Annotated in this window: 12 protein-coding genes; 5 read left to right on the top strand and 7 right to left on the bottom strand. The window is 67.4% G+C overall.

Features of this window, described 5'->3' with window-relative positions:
* Positions 1-109: 109 nt before the first annotated feature.
* The 4 genes from ACROUL_RS10840 to ACROUL_RS10825 all read right to left on the bottom strand — a co-directional run bounded on the left by ACROUL_RS10840 (position 110) and on the right by ACROUL_RS10825 (position 4170).
* Complete coding sequence (locus tag ACROUL_RS10840; RefSeq protein ID WP_431299498.1) at positions 110-1111, bottom strand: chlorophyllide a reductase iron protein subunit X; 1002 nt, start codon at positions 1109-1111, stop codon at positions 110-112.
* Positions 1108-2052, bottom strand: a complete 945-nt coding sequence (gene bchC / locus ACROUL_RS10835; RefSeq protein ID WP_431299497.1) for a chlorophyll synthesis pathway protein BchC — start codon at positions 2050-2052, stop codon at positions 1108-1110. The genes ACROUL_RS10840 and bchC overlap by 4 nt, the downstream gene beginning before the upstream one ends.
* A 127-nt stretch (positions 2053-2179) precedes the next feature.
* Positions 2180-3280, bottom strand: coding sequence for a methyltransferase (locus tag ACROUL_RS10830; protein ID WP_431301285.1), 1101 nt, complete (start codon positions 3278-3280; stop codon positions 2180-2182).
* 5 nt (positions 3281-3285) lie between these two features.
* The gene (locus ACROUL_RS10825) at positions 3286-4170 is read right to left on the bottom strand and encodes a polyprenyl synthetase family protein (RefSeq protein WP_431299496.1); all 885 of its coding nucleotides are present in this window, start codon (positions 4168-4170) and stop codon (positions 3286-3288) included.
* 137 nt (positions 4171-4307) lie between these two features.
* On the opposite strand from ACROUL_RS10825, the gene crtD reads away from it, so the two are divergent.
* Together crtD and crtC are read left to right on the top strand one after the other, a co-directional pair.
* Positions 4308-5870 carry a 1-hydroxycarotenoid 3,4-desaturase CrtD gene (crtD, locus tag ACROUL_RS10820; protein WP_431299495.1) on the top strand — a complete coding sequence of 521 codons (1563 nt, stop codon included), beginning with the start codon at positions 4308-4310 and terminating at the stop codon, positions 5868-5870.
* Positions 5867-6706 (top strand): carotenoid 1,2-hydratase, encoded by an 840-nt coding sequence (gene crtC / locus ACROUL_RS10815; protein ID WP_431299494.1) that lies wholly within the window; start codon positions 5867-5869, stop codon positions 6704-6706. The genes crtD and crtC overlap by 4 nt, the downstream gene beginning before the upstream one ends.
* A gap of 2 nt (positions 6707-6708) precedes the next feature.
* On the opposite strand, the gene tspO is transcribed toward crtC, so the two are convergent.
* Genes tspO through ACROUL_RS10800 form a run of 3 tightly spaced genes read right to left on the bottom strand, consistent with a single transcriptional unit; the run spans position 6709 to position 9791 of the window.
* Complete coding sequence (gene tspO, locus ACROUL_RS10810; RefSeq protein ID WP_431299493.1) at positions 6709-7176, bottom strand: tryptophan-rich sensory protein TspO; 468 nt, start codon at positions 7174-7176, stop codon at positions 6709-6711.
* Positions 7177-7215: 39 nt separating this feature from the next.
* Positions 7216-8223 (bottom strand): 15-cis-phytoene synthase, encoded by a 1008-nt coding sequence (gene crtB / locus ACROUL_RS10805; RefSeq protein WP_431299492.1) that lies wholly within the window; start codon positions 8221-8223, stop codon positions 7216-7218.
* A complete protein-coding gene (locus ACROUL_RS10800) occupies positions 8220-9791 on the bottom strand; it encodes a phytoene desaturase (protein ID WP_431299491.1) in 1572 nt (523 codons plus the stop codon). The genes crtB and ACROUL_RS10800 overlap by 4 nt, the downstream gene beginning before the upstream one ends.
* Before the next feature lie 123 nt (positions 9792-9914).
* On the opposite strand from ACROUL_RS10800, the gene crtA reads away from it, so the two are divergent.
* Genes crtA through ACROUL_RS10785 form a run of 3 tightly spaced genes read left to right on the top strand, consistent with a single transcriptional unit; the run spans position 9915 to position 13370 of the window.
* Positions 9915-10628 carry a spheroidene monooxygenase gene (crtA, locus tag ACROUL_RS10795; protein WP_431299490.1) on the top strand — a complete coding sequence of 238 codons (714 nt, stop codon included), beginning with the start codon at positions 9915-9917 and terminating at the stop codon, positions 10626-10628.
* A gap of 19 nt (positions 10629-10647) precedes the next feature.
* Positions 10648-11697: a magnesium chelatase ATPase subunit I gene (bchI, locus tag ACROUL_RS10790; RefSeq protein ID WP_431301284.1), complete on the top strand. Its 1050-nt coding sequence runs from the start codon at positions 10648-10650 to the stop codon at positions 11695-11697.
* Positions 11694-13370, top strand: a complete 1677-nt coding sequence (locus tag ACROUL_RS10785) for a magnesium chelatase subunit D (RefSeq protein WP_431301283.1) — start codon at positions 11694-11696, stop codon at positions 13368-13370. The genes bchI and ACROUL_RS10785 overlap by 4 nt, the downstream gene beginning before the upstream one ends.
* The last annotated feature ends 1 nt before the right edge of the window (position 13371 follow it).

Here is a 13371-nt window from a genome sequence, read left to right as displayed (position 1 = left end):
TCACCGGGGTGCTTTCAGCCAGATCATAGCGAACTTCGCCCGCCATCACTTGCCACCCTTGGCCTGAAGGGCCTTCAGCGCAGCTTCCAGTTTGGCAAGTGCGTCCAGATCACACATTGTCGTACACCACTTCCAGCGAGGCTTTCGGCGCGGCGTATTTGCCGCGCATGTCCATGTCGGTCGCCGGGGTCAGCACAAAATCCGCCCCGGTGGTTTCGGCGCTGAACAGACCCAGAAGTCCGTCCTGCGACAGGGGCTTCGGGCGCACCGGCGGCGCCTCGGCAACCGCAAGGCCAAGGGCCTCAAACATCGGACCCCACTGGCTCTCGTAGCTGCCAACGATCTGATAATTGGCGGATTTTTTCCGCAGATCATCGTCCTGCGGGATCGCCGCGAGAACCGGAATGCCGACCGCTTCAGCAAAAGCCGCAGCCTCGCCCGAACCGTCGTCCTTGTTGATCACCAGCCCCGCGATGCCGACGTTGCCGCCAAGCTTGCGGAAGTATTCCACCGCCGAACAGACGTTGTTGGCCACATACAGCGATTGCAGGTCGTTCGATCCGACCAGGATCACCTTCTGCGCCATGTCCCGCGCAATCGGCAGGCCGAACCCGCCGCAGACCACGTCGCCAAGGAAGTCCAGCAGCACGTAGTCAAAGTCCCAATCATGGAAGCCAAGCTTCTCCAGCAATTCGAACCCGTGGATGATCCCGCGTCCGCCGCAGCCGCGGCCGACCTCAGGCCCGCCCAATTCCATCGCGAACACACCGCCGCGCATGAAGCAGACGTCACCGATCTTTACCTCTTCGCCCGCCAGTTTCTTGCGCGTCGAGGTTTCGATGATCGTCGGGCAGGCCTTGCCGCCAAACAGAAGGCTCGTGGTATCTGATTTCGGATCGCACCCGATGAGAAGAACGCGTTTACCCATCTCGGCCATCATGTGGCTGAGGTTGGCGAGCGTGAAGGACTTGCCGATCCCGCCCTTGCCGTAGATCGCGATGATCTGGGTCTTCTTCGTGGGCTCCCCTTGCGGGATTTCCAGCGAAGGCTCCTCATGCGCTTCTTCTCGCAACCGATTGTCGAAATCCTTCAGGTTGGGGACGTCATTCATGCGTGGCCACTCCAATCGAGGATCATTTTCAAGCAGTTGGCATCCGAAAATGCCGTCTCATAGGCGTCCGCAGCATCCGCCGCCGGGCGGGTGTGGGTAATCAGTCCAGCCAGTGACAAGGCACCACTTTCGATCAGTGAACGTGTCGCGGTCAGGTCTTCCGGCGTCCATTCGCTGGCAATGCGGATGCGCGCTTCCTTCATGAAGGCGGGCGGAAAGGCGAAGGCCACGGGTTCGGTGTAGAATCCCGCCAGCACCACTTCGCCGCCCTTGGCCAGCCGCATGACCAGTTGGTCAAGCAGGCCCTTGGCGCCCGACGCATCATAAATCGCCCGGTAATCGCGGCGCGGATCATCCTCTGGCGCCATCACCGGATAGCCCACTGCACCCGTCTGGCGCAGCGGATCAATCTCCCACACGGTCGGCGCCGGGGCACCGGCCGCAACTGTCAGCCGTGCCAGCAGCCGGCCCAGCGTGCCGTGCCCCACGATCAGATCCGGCAGCGCGGTGTTGAACCCGGCCAGCGCATGCCGCGCCGTCGCCGCCAGCGCCAGAAGCGCGCCTTCTGCCCGCATTGCCGGATCAAGCCGCGCCACGCGGCCCGCCTTCGTCACCAGATGCCGCGAGGCCCCGCCAAACAGGCCCTTCACGTTGCCCGCAAAGCAGTTCGCCCCAGGCACGAAGACATGCTCGCCAACCCGGAACCCCGAATTTGCGCCAGCCTCCACCACTTCGCCGGCGGCCTCGTAGCCCGGCACCAGCGGATATCCCATGCCCGGAAAGGCAGGCATCGTTCCGGACCAGAACAGTTTCTCGGTGCCGGTGGAAATGCCGGAATAGGCAATCTCGACCACCAGATCATCGTCTCCCGGCGCGATCAGGCCAAGACTTTCAAGCCCCAGCTCTTTCGGCCCATGCAGGATGACGGCGGTGGTTCTCAACTTGTGCCCCCTCGGGGCCCTTGCCGGCCCTGTTGAAGAGTCGGTCGCAGGGCCGTGTTGCTATCTGTAACTCTAGCCTTACAAACAAGAGTGTCAATTAGAATTGACACTTTTCCGCTACCAAATGTCACATCCGTCGCGCGGTGACCGCCGAGGTGATGAACGGCCGGCGGCCGCGATGCGCCCGGATCGAACCAAACCCCGCAGCGCCGGCAAGCGCAGTGATTTCCTCGGCCGACCGGGTCCGCCCGGTTTGCATGGCAAGCGTGTAAACCGCGAAATAGACGTCCGTCGCGGGATCGGGCCGCGCGCCCCCCGACATCGGCTCCGAAATCACCAGCCGTCCGCCCGCCGGCAGCGCCGCGTGGACCGACGCCAAAAGCCCGGCCACCGTCGCATCGGAATGGTCGTAAAGCACTCGGACAAGGCTGATTGCATCCGCGCCGGTCGGCAGCGGATCGTCGCGAAAACTGCCCGGCACGATCCGCACGCCGGGCCCCGGCCGCGCCCCCGCCACCACGGCCGGCAGGTCAAACAGCGTCAGTCCGATCTTCGGCCAGGCCCGGCCCACTGCCGCCAGAAACGCGCCGGTGCCGCCGCCCACATCCATCAGATGCCGCACACCGCGCAAGCTTACCAGCCGCAGCGTATCATCCGCCACCAACCCCTGACTGTCGGCCATCAGTTGCGAGTATCGCCCCGCCAATTCAGGGTCCGCCGCACCGCCCGCGCCGAACACATAGGGCCAGAACCCGGCCAGTTCCGGCACAGTCTCGCCCCGGAAAAACGCCACCGGATCACTAAGATCGCGGTAAAGCACCGGGTGATGGCGTACCATCGCCTCTAGCCCCGGCACGGTCAGGAATGCCGCCCCGCGCGTGGTCAGCGCCCAGAAATCCCCTTGCCGCTTGACCAGCCGCAGCGCCGCTCCAGCCTGCATCAGCACGGCCATGCGTGGCTCTGGCACCCCGGTCAGCCGCGCCAGCGCACCAACTCCAAGCGGCCCTTCCGCCAGCCGGTGCATCACCCGCAACTCCACCAGCGCAAGCAGCGCCTGAGACCGCACGAAGCCCTGCACCACCTCAAACAGCGCATCGCCCTCGCCCCGCGCAATCGCGCCAAGCCCTGGTATCCGTGCGCAAATCCTATGAAACCACGGCTGCATCGCCAGCCGCACTGCCCAGCCGGGACCGGGCACCTTGCCCGCCCGCCCCGCGCCAAGCCCCATGTCGGTCATCGCGCCGCCGCCGCGCGCAGGCTCAGGTCTACCGGGGTCATCTTCTCGGCGTAGGCCCGCACCATCGCGGCCAATTGCGCCTCGCCAGGGCAGGACGGGATCGATGCAATCGCGCCACCCAGAATGTCCTTCAGATGCCTGACCGCGCCCGACACGCCCATCAGCGCCACCGCATTCGGCCGCCCATGCGCCGCGTCCTGGCCTGCCGGCTTGCCGGTTTCGTCCGCCGACATCAGCGCGTCCTTCAGGTCATCGGCCACCTGGAACGCCTCGCCGATCCGCGCGCCCAGTTCCTCCCATGGCTCCGCCTCCATTCCGGCGGCAATCGCTCCCATCTGGGTCGCGGCTATGAACAAGGCCCCGGTTTTCGCGCGGTGATAGGCGCTCAGATTGACCTGCGCCTCCGATTCCCACGCCTGCCCCGCACAAATTCCCCCCGGCATCCCAGTCCGTTGCGCAAGCACCCGCACCAACTGCAGCGCCCGCATCGGCTGATCGCCAGCCGCCCGCGCCAGCACCTCGAAGGCCAAGACGATCAGACTGTCACCCGCCAGCACCGCCAAAGGTTCCGAATACGCCTTGTGCACGGTCGCTTTTCCGCGCCGCATGTCGGCATCGTCGAACGCCGGCAGGTCATCATGCACCAAGCTGGCGCAGTGAATCAGTTCCAGCGCCGCCGCGGCAGCGCTGCTCAAGGCAGGCCGGTCATCGCCGCAGGCCATCGCGACCGACAGCAGGATCGTCGGCCTGATCCGTGCGCCACCTGGCGTCACCGAATAGTCCAAGGCCTGCGCCAGCCGCCCCGGCACCTGCCCGCCGACGCCCTGACCCAACCGGATCGCCTCGGTGACGGCTGCCTCGATTCGTGTGGAAAGCCCCATGCGCGCCCCCTTGCCGCCGAAAAGCTTCCGGCGTCCTTGGCGCCAGTTTTGCACCGCATCGCCAAGGTGTAAACAAAAACTTACAGATTGGAGTAATTCCATGTTTACAGCCCGCCGCGTGGCGGTAGACTTGCCGCATGGAACCCAGCGCCCATAACGTGGTGGTGATCGGCGCCGGAATGGGTGGCCTCGCCGCCGCCATCCGCCTCGCCGCTGCTGGCTGCACCGTCACCGTGGTCGAGACGGCAGACACCCCCGGAGGCAAGATGCGCACCCTGCCCTCTGCCGCAGGCCCGGTGGACGCGGGCCCGACCGTCCTGACCATGCGCCACGTCTTTGACGAACTCTTCTCGCTCGCCGGCCAGCGGCTTGACGATCACATCACTCTCATCCCGCAGCCGATCCTCGCCCGCCATTGGTGGCCCGACGGCTCCACCCTCGACCTTCACACCGACCCTGCGGCCACCCTCGCCGCCATCGAAGCCTTCGCCGGCCCACGTGAAGCCGCCGCGTTTCGCCGCTTCGACGCGCTCTCGGCCGCGCTGTTTCACGCCTTTGACGCCCCGGTGATGCACGCCGCCAGACCGAACCTCGCCGCCATCGCGCGCACCGCCGCCCGCCAACCGCACCTGTGGCCCGCGCTGCTGCCCGGCATGACCCTCACCCGGCTTTTGCGCCTGCATTTCCGCGACCCCCGCCTTGTCCAGCTCTTCGCCCGCTACGCCACCTATGTCGGTGGCCGCCCCGCCCATTCCCCCGGCGTCCTCGCGCTGATCTGGCGGGCCGAGGCGCAGGGAGTCTGGGCCGTCAAGGGCGGCATGCACCACCTCGCCACCGCTCTCGCAGACCTCGCCACCCGGCTTGGCGTGCGCTTTCGCTACGCCACCCGGGCGCAGCGCATCGTCACCCAAGGCGGCCGCGTCACCGGCGTGCAGATCGAAGGCGGCGCCACCCTTTCCTGCACGGCTTGTGTTTTCAACGGCGATCCGGCAGCCCTGTCCGAAGGCCACCTGGGCACCGCGCCCACCACCGCCGTCGCGCGCGGATCCGTCCAGCCGCGCAGCCTTTCGGCTTGGGTCTGGTCCTTCGCCGCCACCCCCGAAGGCCCGCTTTCCCGCGACCTCATCCATCACAACGTCATCTTCTCGCCCGACCCAAAGGCGGAATTCGGCCCCATCGGTCAGGGCCGGATGCCCGAGCAGCCCACCCTCTACATCTGCGCCGAAGACCGCAGCGGCGGAACAATACCCCCCGTCGAGCGCTTCGAGATCATCGTCAACGCCCCCGCGGGCCACCCGACCACGGCCCAGGAGTTCACCGAATGCCAGACCCGAACCTTCGCCCCGCTGCAGCGCCTCGGCCTCGGCTTTTCACCGCCGCCGAACACCCGGTCACTGACCACGCCGTCGATGCTGGGCCAGCTCTTCCCCGGCTCGAACGGCTCGATCTATGGGCGGAGCCCCGAGGGGATGCTCGCAGCTTTTCAGCGGCCTTCGGCCACAACCACCCTGCCGGGCCTATACCTGGCGGGCGGGTGCGCGCATCCGGGGGCGGGGGTGCCGATGGCAGCCCTCTCCGGCAGGCACGCGGCCGCGGCGATACTGAACGGCCGGACTTCTCCGTCGACGTCCCGCCCGACGGCTACGCCTGGTGGTATCTCGACGGTGTCTCCAACGACGGGACGCGCGCCGTCTCGGTGATCGGTTTCATCGGATCGGTGTTCTCGCCCTGGTACAAATGGTCCGGCCGCCGCGACCCGCAGAATCACGCCTGCATCAACGTCGCGACCTACGGCCCCGGCTCACGCTTCACGATGACAGACCGGGGCCGCCCTGCGCTGCGCCAAAGCCGCGACACGCTGCAGGTCGGCCCTTCGTCGATGCACTGGAACGGGCGGCAGCTGATCGTCACGGTTGATGAAATCGGCGCGCCGCCGATGGTTACTCCGGTGCGCGGCACGATCACGCTCACCCCGCAAGCCATCACCGAAACCGAGGTGCTTCTCACCCCAGACGGCCGCCACCTCTGGCGCCCGTTTGCCCCCACCGCGACCATCGAAGTCAACCTGTCCCAAGGCCACCGCTGGCAGGGCCACGGCTATTTTGACGCGAACTTCGGCTCTGCGGCGCTGGAGGCCGACTTCCGCTTCTGGACCTGGGGCCGCTACCCGCTGAAGGACCGCGCCGTCTGCTTTTACGACGCGACCCGCCTCGACGGTTCCACCCTCGCTCTCGGGGTTGAAATCGACGCCAGGGGCCAAGTCCGCGAAATCGCCCCGCCCCCGCTGACGAAATTCCGCCGCAGCCTCTGGCAGGTCCGCCGCGAAACCCGCGCCGACGCAGGTGTTACCCCGCGCCAACGGCTCAACATGCTGGACGCCCCGTTCTACTCTCGCAGCCTCGTGGAAACCTGCATCGACGGAGAGAAAACCACCGGCGTCCATGAGGCCCTCGACCTCACGCGCTACCGCCAACCCTGGCTGAAACCGATGATCGCGCTCCGCGTCCCACGCCGCCGCAACTGGACCTTCGACTGACCTCAAGCAGCGAGGACACCGTCTGGATTATTCCGCATCACCCAGAAATTCAGCGCTCCGGCGACAGAGACCCAGACAAGATAGGGCAGGAACATCAGCCCCGCCCAGACATCCAGTGCAAAGAACGCCCAAGTCGTAGCCGCCACGCTCAGCCACAGCCCGACCATCACGACCATTGCCGCCCGAAGCCGCCGCAAACCAAAGAAGATCGGCGTCCAGAGCGTGTTGAACGCAATCTGCACCGACCAGAACGCCAGCCCATAGGCCGCGCCCTCGATCCCCGACACCCGCGCAGCCGATGCCGCCATCAACAGATAAAGCGTCGTCCAAGCCACAGGGAACAGCCAGTTCGGCGGCGTCCAGCTTGGCTTTTTCAGGCTTTCATACCAAGCGCCGGGCGAAAACATCGCGCCCGTGGTCGCCGCGGCCCCGCAGGCCAGAAGGTAGACACCGAAAAGATAATAATCCATGCCGTGACCCTAGCCGAACGCCCGACCAATGCCAACCGCTCAGGCCGAAAGCCCCCGGTCGCGCGCTTCCAGCTGCGCCAAGACGCCCAACAAAGCATCGCTCCGCCCACGGCTCGGCACCGCCCGCGCCGCCGCCTGCACCAGAAATGCCACCTCCGGCACCGGTGGCGCATGCAAGACCGCGCCGCGCGGCATCACCGACACCGCGGCAGATTTCGCCACCGCCAGCCCCAGCCAGCCGATCTTCTGCGCCTTTCCCGTCCGCGCCCGTTGGCTGACCGAATCGTGGCCGCCGCGCCGCACCGCCCCGCCGATCCCGTCATAGATCAGCCGCGCCGCAAAGATTCCCGGCCTGCACCCCATCGGCAGCGCACCAACCCCAGCCTCCGACCGGATGTAAAGCCGCTCCGCCTCGGCCAGCAACCGCTGCACCACCCGCCGTACCCCGGCCGAGGCGACCGGCGCATCAAGCCACGGCTCCAGCGCCACGCCTTCCTCCGCCAGCCAACCAAGCGGCAAGTATACCCGCCCCGCCCGCGCATCCTCGCCCACGTCACGGGCAATGTTGGTCAACTGCATCGCCAGCCCCAGATCGCAGGCCCGCGCCAGCGCATCGCCGTCGCGCACGCGCATCAGGACGCACATCATCGCGCCAACCGCCGCAGCGACCCGCGCCGAATAGGCCAGCACGCCCGACAAATCGTCATAGCGCCGCCCCACCGCATCCCAGGCCATGCCCTCCAGCAGCGCATCTGGCAGCGCGCGTGGCATCTCGAACTCCTCGACCACTGCGGCAAAGGCCCGGTCTGCCGCCGCATCCACCGGACGGCCCGCATAAACCCGGTCCAGCCGGTCGCGCAGCCGCAGCACCGCCCCGGTCTTGTCGTCGCCCTCGTCCACCGCATCATCCGCCAAGCGGCAAAACGCATAAAGCGCCAGCGCCGGGTCGCGCACCGCCGTCGGCAGCAGCCTCGAGGCCGCATGAAACGACAGGCTTCCCGTGCGGATCGCCGCGCGGCAGGCCTCCATGTCGCGTTCGGTGATCATTCGGCGGCCAACGGCAAGTCGTCCGCCCTCCACCGCACCGCCGCATCCGGCACCAGCTTGCCCAGCACCTCCGCCGTTCCGATCACCCCCGGCACGCCCGCCCCCGGATGCGTCCCCGCCCCCGTCAGATACAGGCCCGGCAATTCCTCGCTCACGTTATGCGGCCGGAAATACGCCGACTGCAGGATGCGCGGCTCGATCGAAAACCCCGCACCATACGGCGACAGATACCGGTCGCGGAACGTATCGGGCGTGAAAACAAGGCTCTCGGTCAGATGCTGCTGAAACCCCGGGATCAGCCGCTCCTCCAGCATCGCAGCCATCTTGGCGCGATACTTCGGCTCCTCCTCCGCCCAGTCCACCCCACCATGCCCCAGATGCGGCACCGGGCTCAGGGCATAGAACGTATCGCCCCCTGTCGGCGCCACCGACAGGTCGGTGACCGAGGGGCGGTGGACGTAAAGGCTCATGTCGTCGGCAAGCTTGCCCCGGATGAAGATGTCCTTGATATGCTCGCGGTAGCGCGGACCCACGACGATGGAGTGGTGCCCCACGTCCTTCCACATTTCGCTGGTGCCGGACGTCCCGAAATACCAGACATAAAGGCCCATCGACCACCGCGTCCGCCGCAACCTCGCCGGCGTCCAGCGCCGCTTTGGCGCGTTGCGCAAAAGCCGGTCGTAAGTATGCCCCGCATCGGCGTTCGACACCACGACGTCGGCCGGCAAAACCTCGCCCGATACCAGCCGCACCCCCGCTGCACGTCCAGCCGTGACGACAACCTCGTCCACCTCGGTATTCGCCACCACCTCGCCGCCCTGCGCCTCGATCACCCGCACCATCGCATCGGCAATCGCCTGCACGCCGCCCATCGCGTAATGCACGCCGAAAGCCGCCTCCAGATGGCTGACCAACGCATACATGCTTGTCACCCGGAACGGGTCGCCGCCAATGAACAGCGGGTGAAACGACAGCGCGAACCGCAGATGCTCGTCCTTCACCTGCGCCGCCGCGTGGGCATAGACCGACCTGTCCGCGCGATACCACGCAAAGGTCGGCAGCACCTTCACCAGATCCCAGAACCTGTGCATCGGCCTGCGCCCCAGGTCCTCGAACCCGAACCTGTAACGCGCCTCGGCCCCTTTCAGGAACGCCGCGTAACCCTTTGCATCGGATGGTGAAATACGCGCAACCTCAGCTTTCATCGCCGCGGCGTCGCCACGCATCGTGAAGGTCTCGCCATCCTGAAACCGGATTTCGTAAAACGGGTCCATCGGCTTCAGGCTTACATCCCGGTCGAAATCCCGTCCGCAAGCGGCCCACAACTCGCGCAGGATCTGCGGCACCGTCACGATTGTCGGCCCCAGATCGAACCGATGCCCGCCTTGGGTGATCGACGACCCACGCCCGCCCGCCCGGTCCAGCCGGTCGATCACCGTCACCCTGTAACCCTTGGCCCCCAGCCGCATCGCCGAGGCAAGTCCCCCAAGCCCCGCGCCGATCACGATGGCATGGCTGGCTTCGGTGAAGGTGCCGTGGGCGCGGGGGATGGCTTGGGTATGCAACATGACCGGGATGATAGAGTGTCCAGTTTAATTTACAATATCGCTCGTGCTGCGGCATTTTGGATGCCTTTTCCCTTCCCCTGGCGCGCGCAAAGTGTAAAACTGTCCTTACACTTCGGAGGGGTCATGCCCACAGCCAGCCTCACCCTGTTCCGCTTTACTGGTCTCGGCTCTCGCCTTTGGGTGATCGGCCAGATGGGCGCTGCACGCTTCTCGCTGCCGCGTGAAAGAAAGGCGCTGTTCTGGAAGCTCTGCGGTTCCGGCACTGGTGAAGGTTTCACGCCCCGCCCGAACTGGGGTGTCTGGGCGATCCTCGCCGTGTGGCCGGATGAGGCGACGGCGCGCGACCGCACGCTCAATAGCCCGGTCTGGAAGAAATGGCGCGCCCATGCGACCGAGGTGACGACGATCTTCCTGTCGCCCCTCTCTGCACGCGGCTCGTGGTCAGGCGTCAACCCCTTTGTCCCAGAAACCGACCCGCACGCCCCTGCCGGCCCCCTCGCCGTGCTTACCCGCGCCACGGTGAAACCCGCCCGCGCGCTGCGGTTCTGGGGCCGGGTGCCCGATATCTCCGCCGTGATCGGCCAAGACCCCAACGTGATCTTCAAAATCGGTATCGGCGAGGTACCGCTTCTCCATCAGGTCACCTTCTCGATCTGGCCCGACGCCGCCTCGATGACGCACTTCGCCCGTGGCGACGGCCCGCATGGCCGCGCCATCAAGGCCGTGCGCGACGAAGGCTGGTTCACCGATGAACTTTACGCCCGCTTCCGTGTCCTCGGCTCCGAAGGTCACTGGAACGGCCAAGCCCCGCTCTCGCCCCTTGCCCATGCTGCCTGACGGAAAGCACATGAACTCAATGACGCCGCCGCCAAAACCGCTTGCCAAAACCGTGAAACCGGCCTCCCGCCAGCCCTTCCCTTTCTCCGCCATCGTCGGTCAAGAGGCGATGAAACAGGCGATGGTTCTCACTGCGATCGACCCCGGCATCGGCGGCGTTCTGGTGTTCGGAGACCGTGGCACCGGAAAATCCACCGCCGTCCGCGCACTCGCAGCCCTCCTCCCGCCGATCGAGGCTGTTGAGGGTTGCCCCGTCAACTCCCCCCGCCTCGACATGGTGCCGGACTGGGCGCAAGTGACCGCCACCGCGACCGTCACCAAACCCACCCCGGTCGTCGACCTGCCGCTTGGCGTTACCGAAGACCGCGTCGTCGGCGCTCTGGATATCGAACGCGCCCTCACACGCGGCGAAAAGGCGTTCGAGCCCGGCCTTCTGGCCCGCGCCAACCGCGGCTATCTTTACATCGACGAGGTCAACCTTCTGGAAGACCACATCGTCGACCTCCTCCTCGACGTCGCCCAATCCGGCGAGAATGTGGTGGAACGCGAGGGCCTCTCCATCCGCCATCCCGCCCGCTTCGTCCTCGTCGGTTCCGGCAACCCCGAGGAGGGCGAACTTCGCCCCCAACTTCTGGATCGTTTCGGCCTGTCCGTCGAAGTCACCAGCCCCCGCGATATCGCCACCCGTGTCGAGGTGATCCGCCGCCGCGACGCCTACGAGAATGCCTACGACAAGTTCATCAAGGCATGGCGGCCGCATGACACAGCCCTTCGCACCCAGATCCTCGCCGCCCGCGAGTTGCTGCCAAAGCTGAAAACGCCTAACACCGTCCTGCACGACTGCGCGGCCCTCTGCATCGCGCTTGGCTCCGATGGCCTGAGGGGAGAACTCACACTTCTTCGCGCCGCCCGCGCCCTTGCCGCGTTCGAACGCGCCGACACCGTCAAGCGCCCGCATCTTCGCGCTGTCGCCGCAATGGCCCTTTCCCACCGCCTCCGCCGCGACCCGTTGGACGAGGCCGGGTCTACCGCCCGCGTCGCCCGCGCCCTGACCGAGGTGTTGCCATAGCCGATGAAGGCACCCCCTGGGCTCGCGCCCACCTCGCGCTTACCCTCCTCGCCATTGATCCGGCGGGGCTGAAGGGGCTGTGGCTGCGCGCCCGCGCCGGCCCGGTGCGCGATCACGTCACCACCGCCCTCGCCGCCGTTCCCCTGCCAGCCCGCCGCCTGCACCCCACCATCACCGACGATGCCCTCTTCGGCGGCCTCGACCTCTCCGCAACGCTTGCCACCGGCCGCCCGACCTACACCCCCGGCCTCCTCGCCACCCCCGCGCTCCTCCTCCTCGCGATGGCCGAACGCGCCCCCTCCGGCCTCGCCGCCCGCCTTGCCGCCGCCCTCGACACCCCCGGCCACGCCCTCGTGGCGCTGGACGAATCTGCCGACCCCGACGAGACCCTCAGCCCCGCGCTGACTGACCGCCTCGCGCTTTTCCTCGACCTGTCCGACCAGCAATGGTCCGATACCGCCGCCCTCACCCTCGACGCCGAGGCCATCACCGCCGCCCGCTCCCGGCTGGCGAGCATCAAAACCCCACCCGAGGCCACCCACCGCCTGACCGAAGCCGCCGCCCAGCTTGGCATCCGCTCCCTCCGCGCGCCGCTTCTGGCCCTCGCCACCGCCCGCGCCGCCGCCGCCCTCGCCGGTCGCGCCAAGATCACCGAAGCTGATCTTCTCACCGCCGCCGACCTCGCCTTCGCCCACCGCGCGCTGCCCTTGGCCGACATGCCGGACCAGCCGCAACCGAACCCCGAACCGCCACCCGATCAGCCCGACCAACCGACCGAACAGCAAACCACCCAATCCCTGCCCGAGGAACTGCTGGTCGAGGCCGCCCGCGCCGCGCTGCCCACCGATCTCCTCGCCCGCCTCGCCCAAGGCCGCGCCGCCCGCGCGGTGAAAGGTGCCACCGGCACCGGGGCCGCCAAATCCGGCAACCGACGCGGTCGCCCGCTCCCCTCGCGCCCCGGTCGCCTTGGCACTGGCGCGCGGATCGACCTCGTCGCCACCCTACGCGCCGCCGCCCCCTGGCAGCCCTTGCGCCGCCGTCAATCCAACCGCCCCGACGCCGTCCTCCTCGTCCGCCCCTCCGACATCCGCCTGAAACGCTTCATCGAGACGTCAGACCGCGTCCTGATCTTTGCAGTCGATGCCTCCGGCTCCGCCGCCTTCGCGCGTCTGGCTGAAGCCAAGGGCGCCATCGAGCTTCTTCTGGCCGCAGCCTATTCGCGCCGCGATCACGTCGCCCTCCTCGCCTTCCGGGGAACGGACGCGGAGCTTATCCTGCCCCCGACCCGCAGCCTTGTGCAAACAAAACGCCGTCTCGCGGGCCTGCCCGGCGGCGGCGGCACCCCTCTCGCCGCGGGCCTGAAACTCGCGATGGCCACCGCGGCCCAAGCCCGCGCCCGTGGCCTGACCCCCACCATCGCCATCCTCACCGACGGTCGCGGTAACATCGCGCTGGACGGCACAGCGAACCGCGAACAGGCCGAGGCGGACGCCTTGCAGTTCGCCCGCCTGATCCGCGCCACCGCCACCCCCGCGCTGGTGATCGACACGGCCAACCGCCCGCAACCCTCGCTGCAAGCCCTGTCGAAGCAGATGGACGCGCCCTACCTCGCCCTGCCGCGTGCCGATGCGCACCGGCTGTCATCCGTCCTCGAAGCCGCGCTTGGGGGTTAGG

It is taken from the genome of Tabrizicola sp. BL-A-41-H6, from assembly GCF_050632395.1.
Lineage (GTDB): Bacteria > Pseudomonadota > Alphaproteobacteria > Rhodobacterales > Rhodobacteraceae > JAUYQR01.
This window is presented reverse-complemented; position numbering and strand designations above follow the sequence as displayed.

What these genes read in the sequence shown, in the direction of transcription:
- crtA (WP_431299490.1), top strand. Translation starts at nt 9,915, where the DNA reads ATGCCCACAGCCAGCCTCACCCTGTTCCGCTTTACTGGTCTCGGCTCT.
- crtD (WP_431299495.1), top strand. Translation starts at nt 4,308, where the DNA reads ATGGAACCCAGCGCCCATAACGTGGTGGTGATCGGCGCCGGAATGGGT.
- ACROUL_RS10825 (WP_431299496.1), bottom strand. Translation starts at nt 4,170, where the DNA reads ATGGGGCTTTCCACACGAATCGAGGCAGCCGTCACCGAGGCGATCCGG.
- ACROUL_RS10800 (WP_431299491.1), bottom strand. Translation starts at nt 9,791, where the DNA reads ATGTTGCATACCCAAGCCATCCCCCGCGCCCACGGCACCTTCACCGAA.
- ACROUL_RS10840 (WP_431299498.1), bottom strand. Translation starts at nt 1,111, where the DNA reads ATGAATGACGTCCCCAACCTGAAGGATTTCGACAATCGGTTGCGAGAA.
- ACROUL_RS10830 (WP_431301285.1), bottom strand. Translation starts at nt 3,280, where the DNA reads ATGGGGCTTGGCGCGGGGCGGGCGGGCAAGGTGCCCGGTCCCGGCTGG.
- tspO (WP_431299493.1), bottom strand. Translation starts at nt 7,176, where the DNA reads ATGGATTATTATCTTTTCGGTGTCTACCTTCTGGCCTGCGGGGCCGCG.
- bchI (WP_431301284.1), top strand. Translation starts at nt 10,648, where the DNA reads ATGACGCCGCCGCCAAAACCGCTTGCCAAAACCGTGAAACCGGCCTCC.
- crtB (WP_431299492.1), bottom strand. Translation starts at nt 8,223, where the DNA reads ATGATCACCGAACGCGACATGGAGGCCTGCCGCGCGGCGATCCGCACG.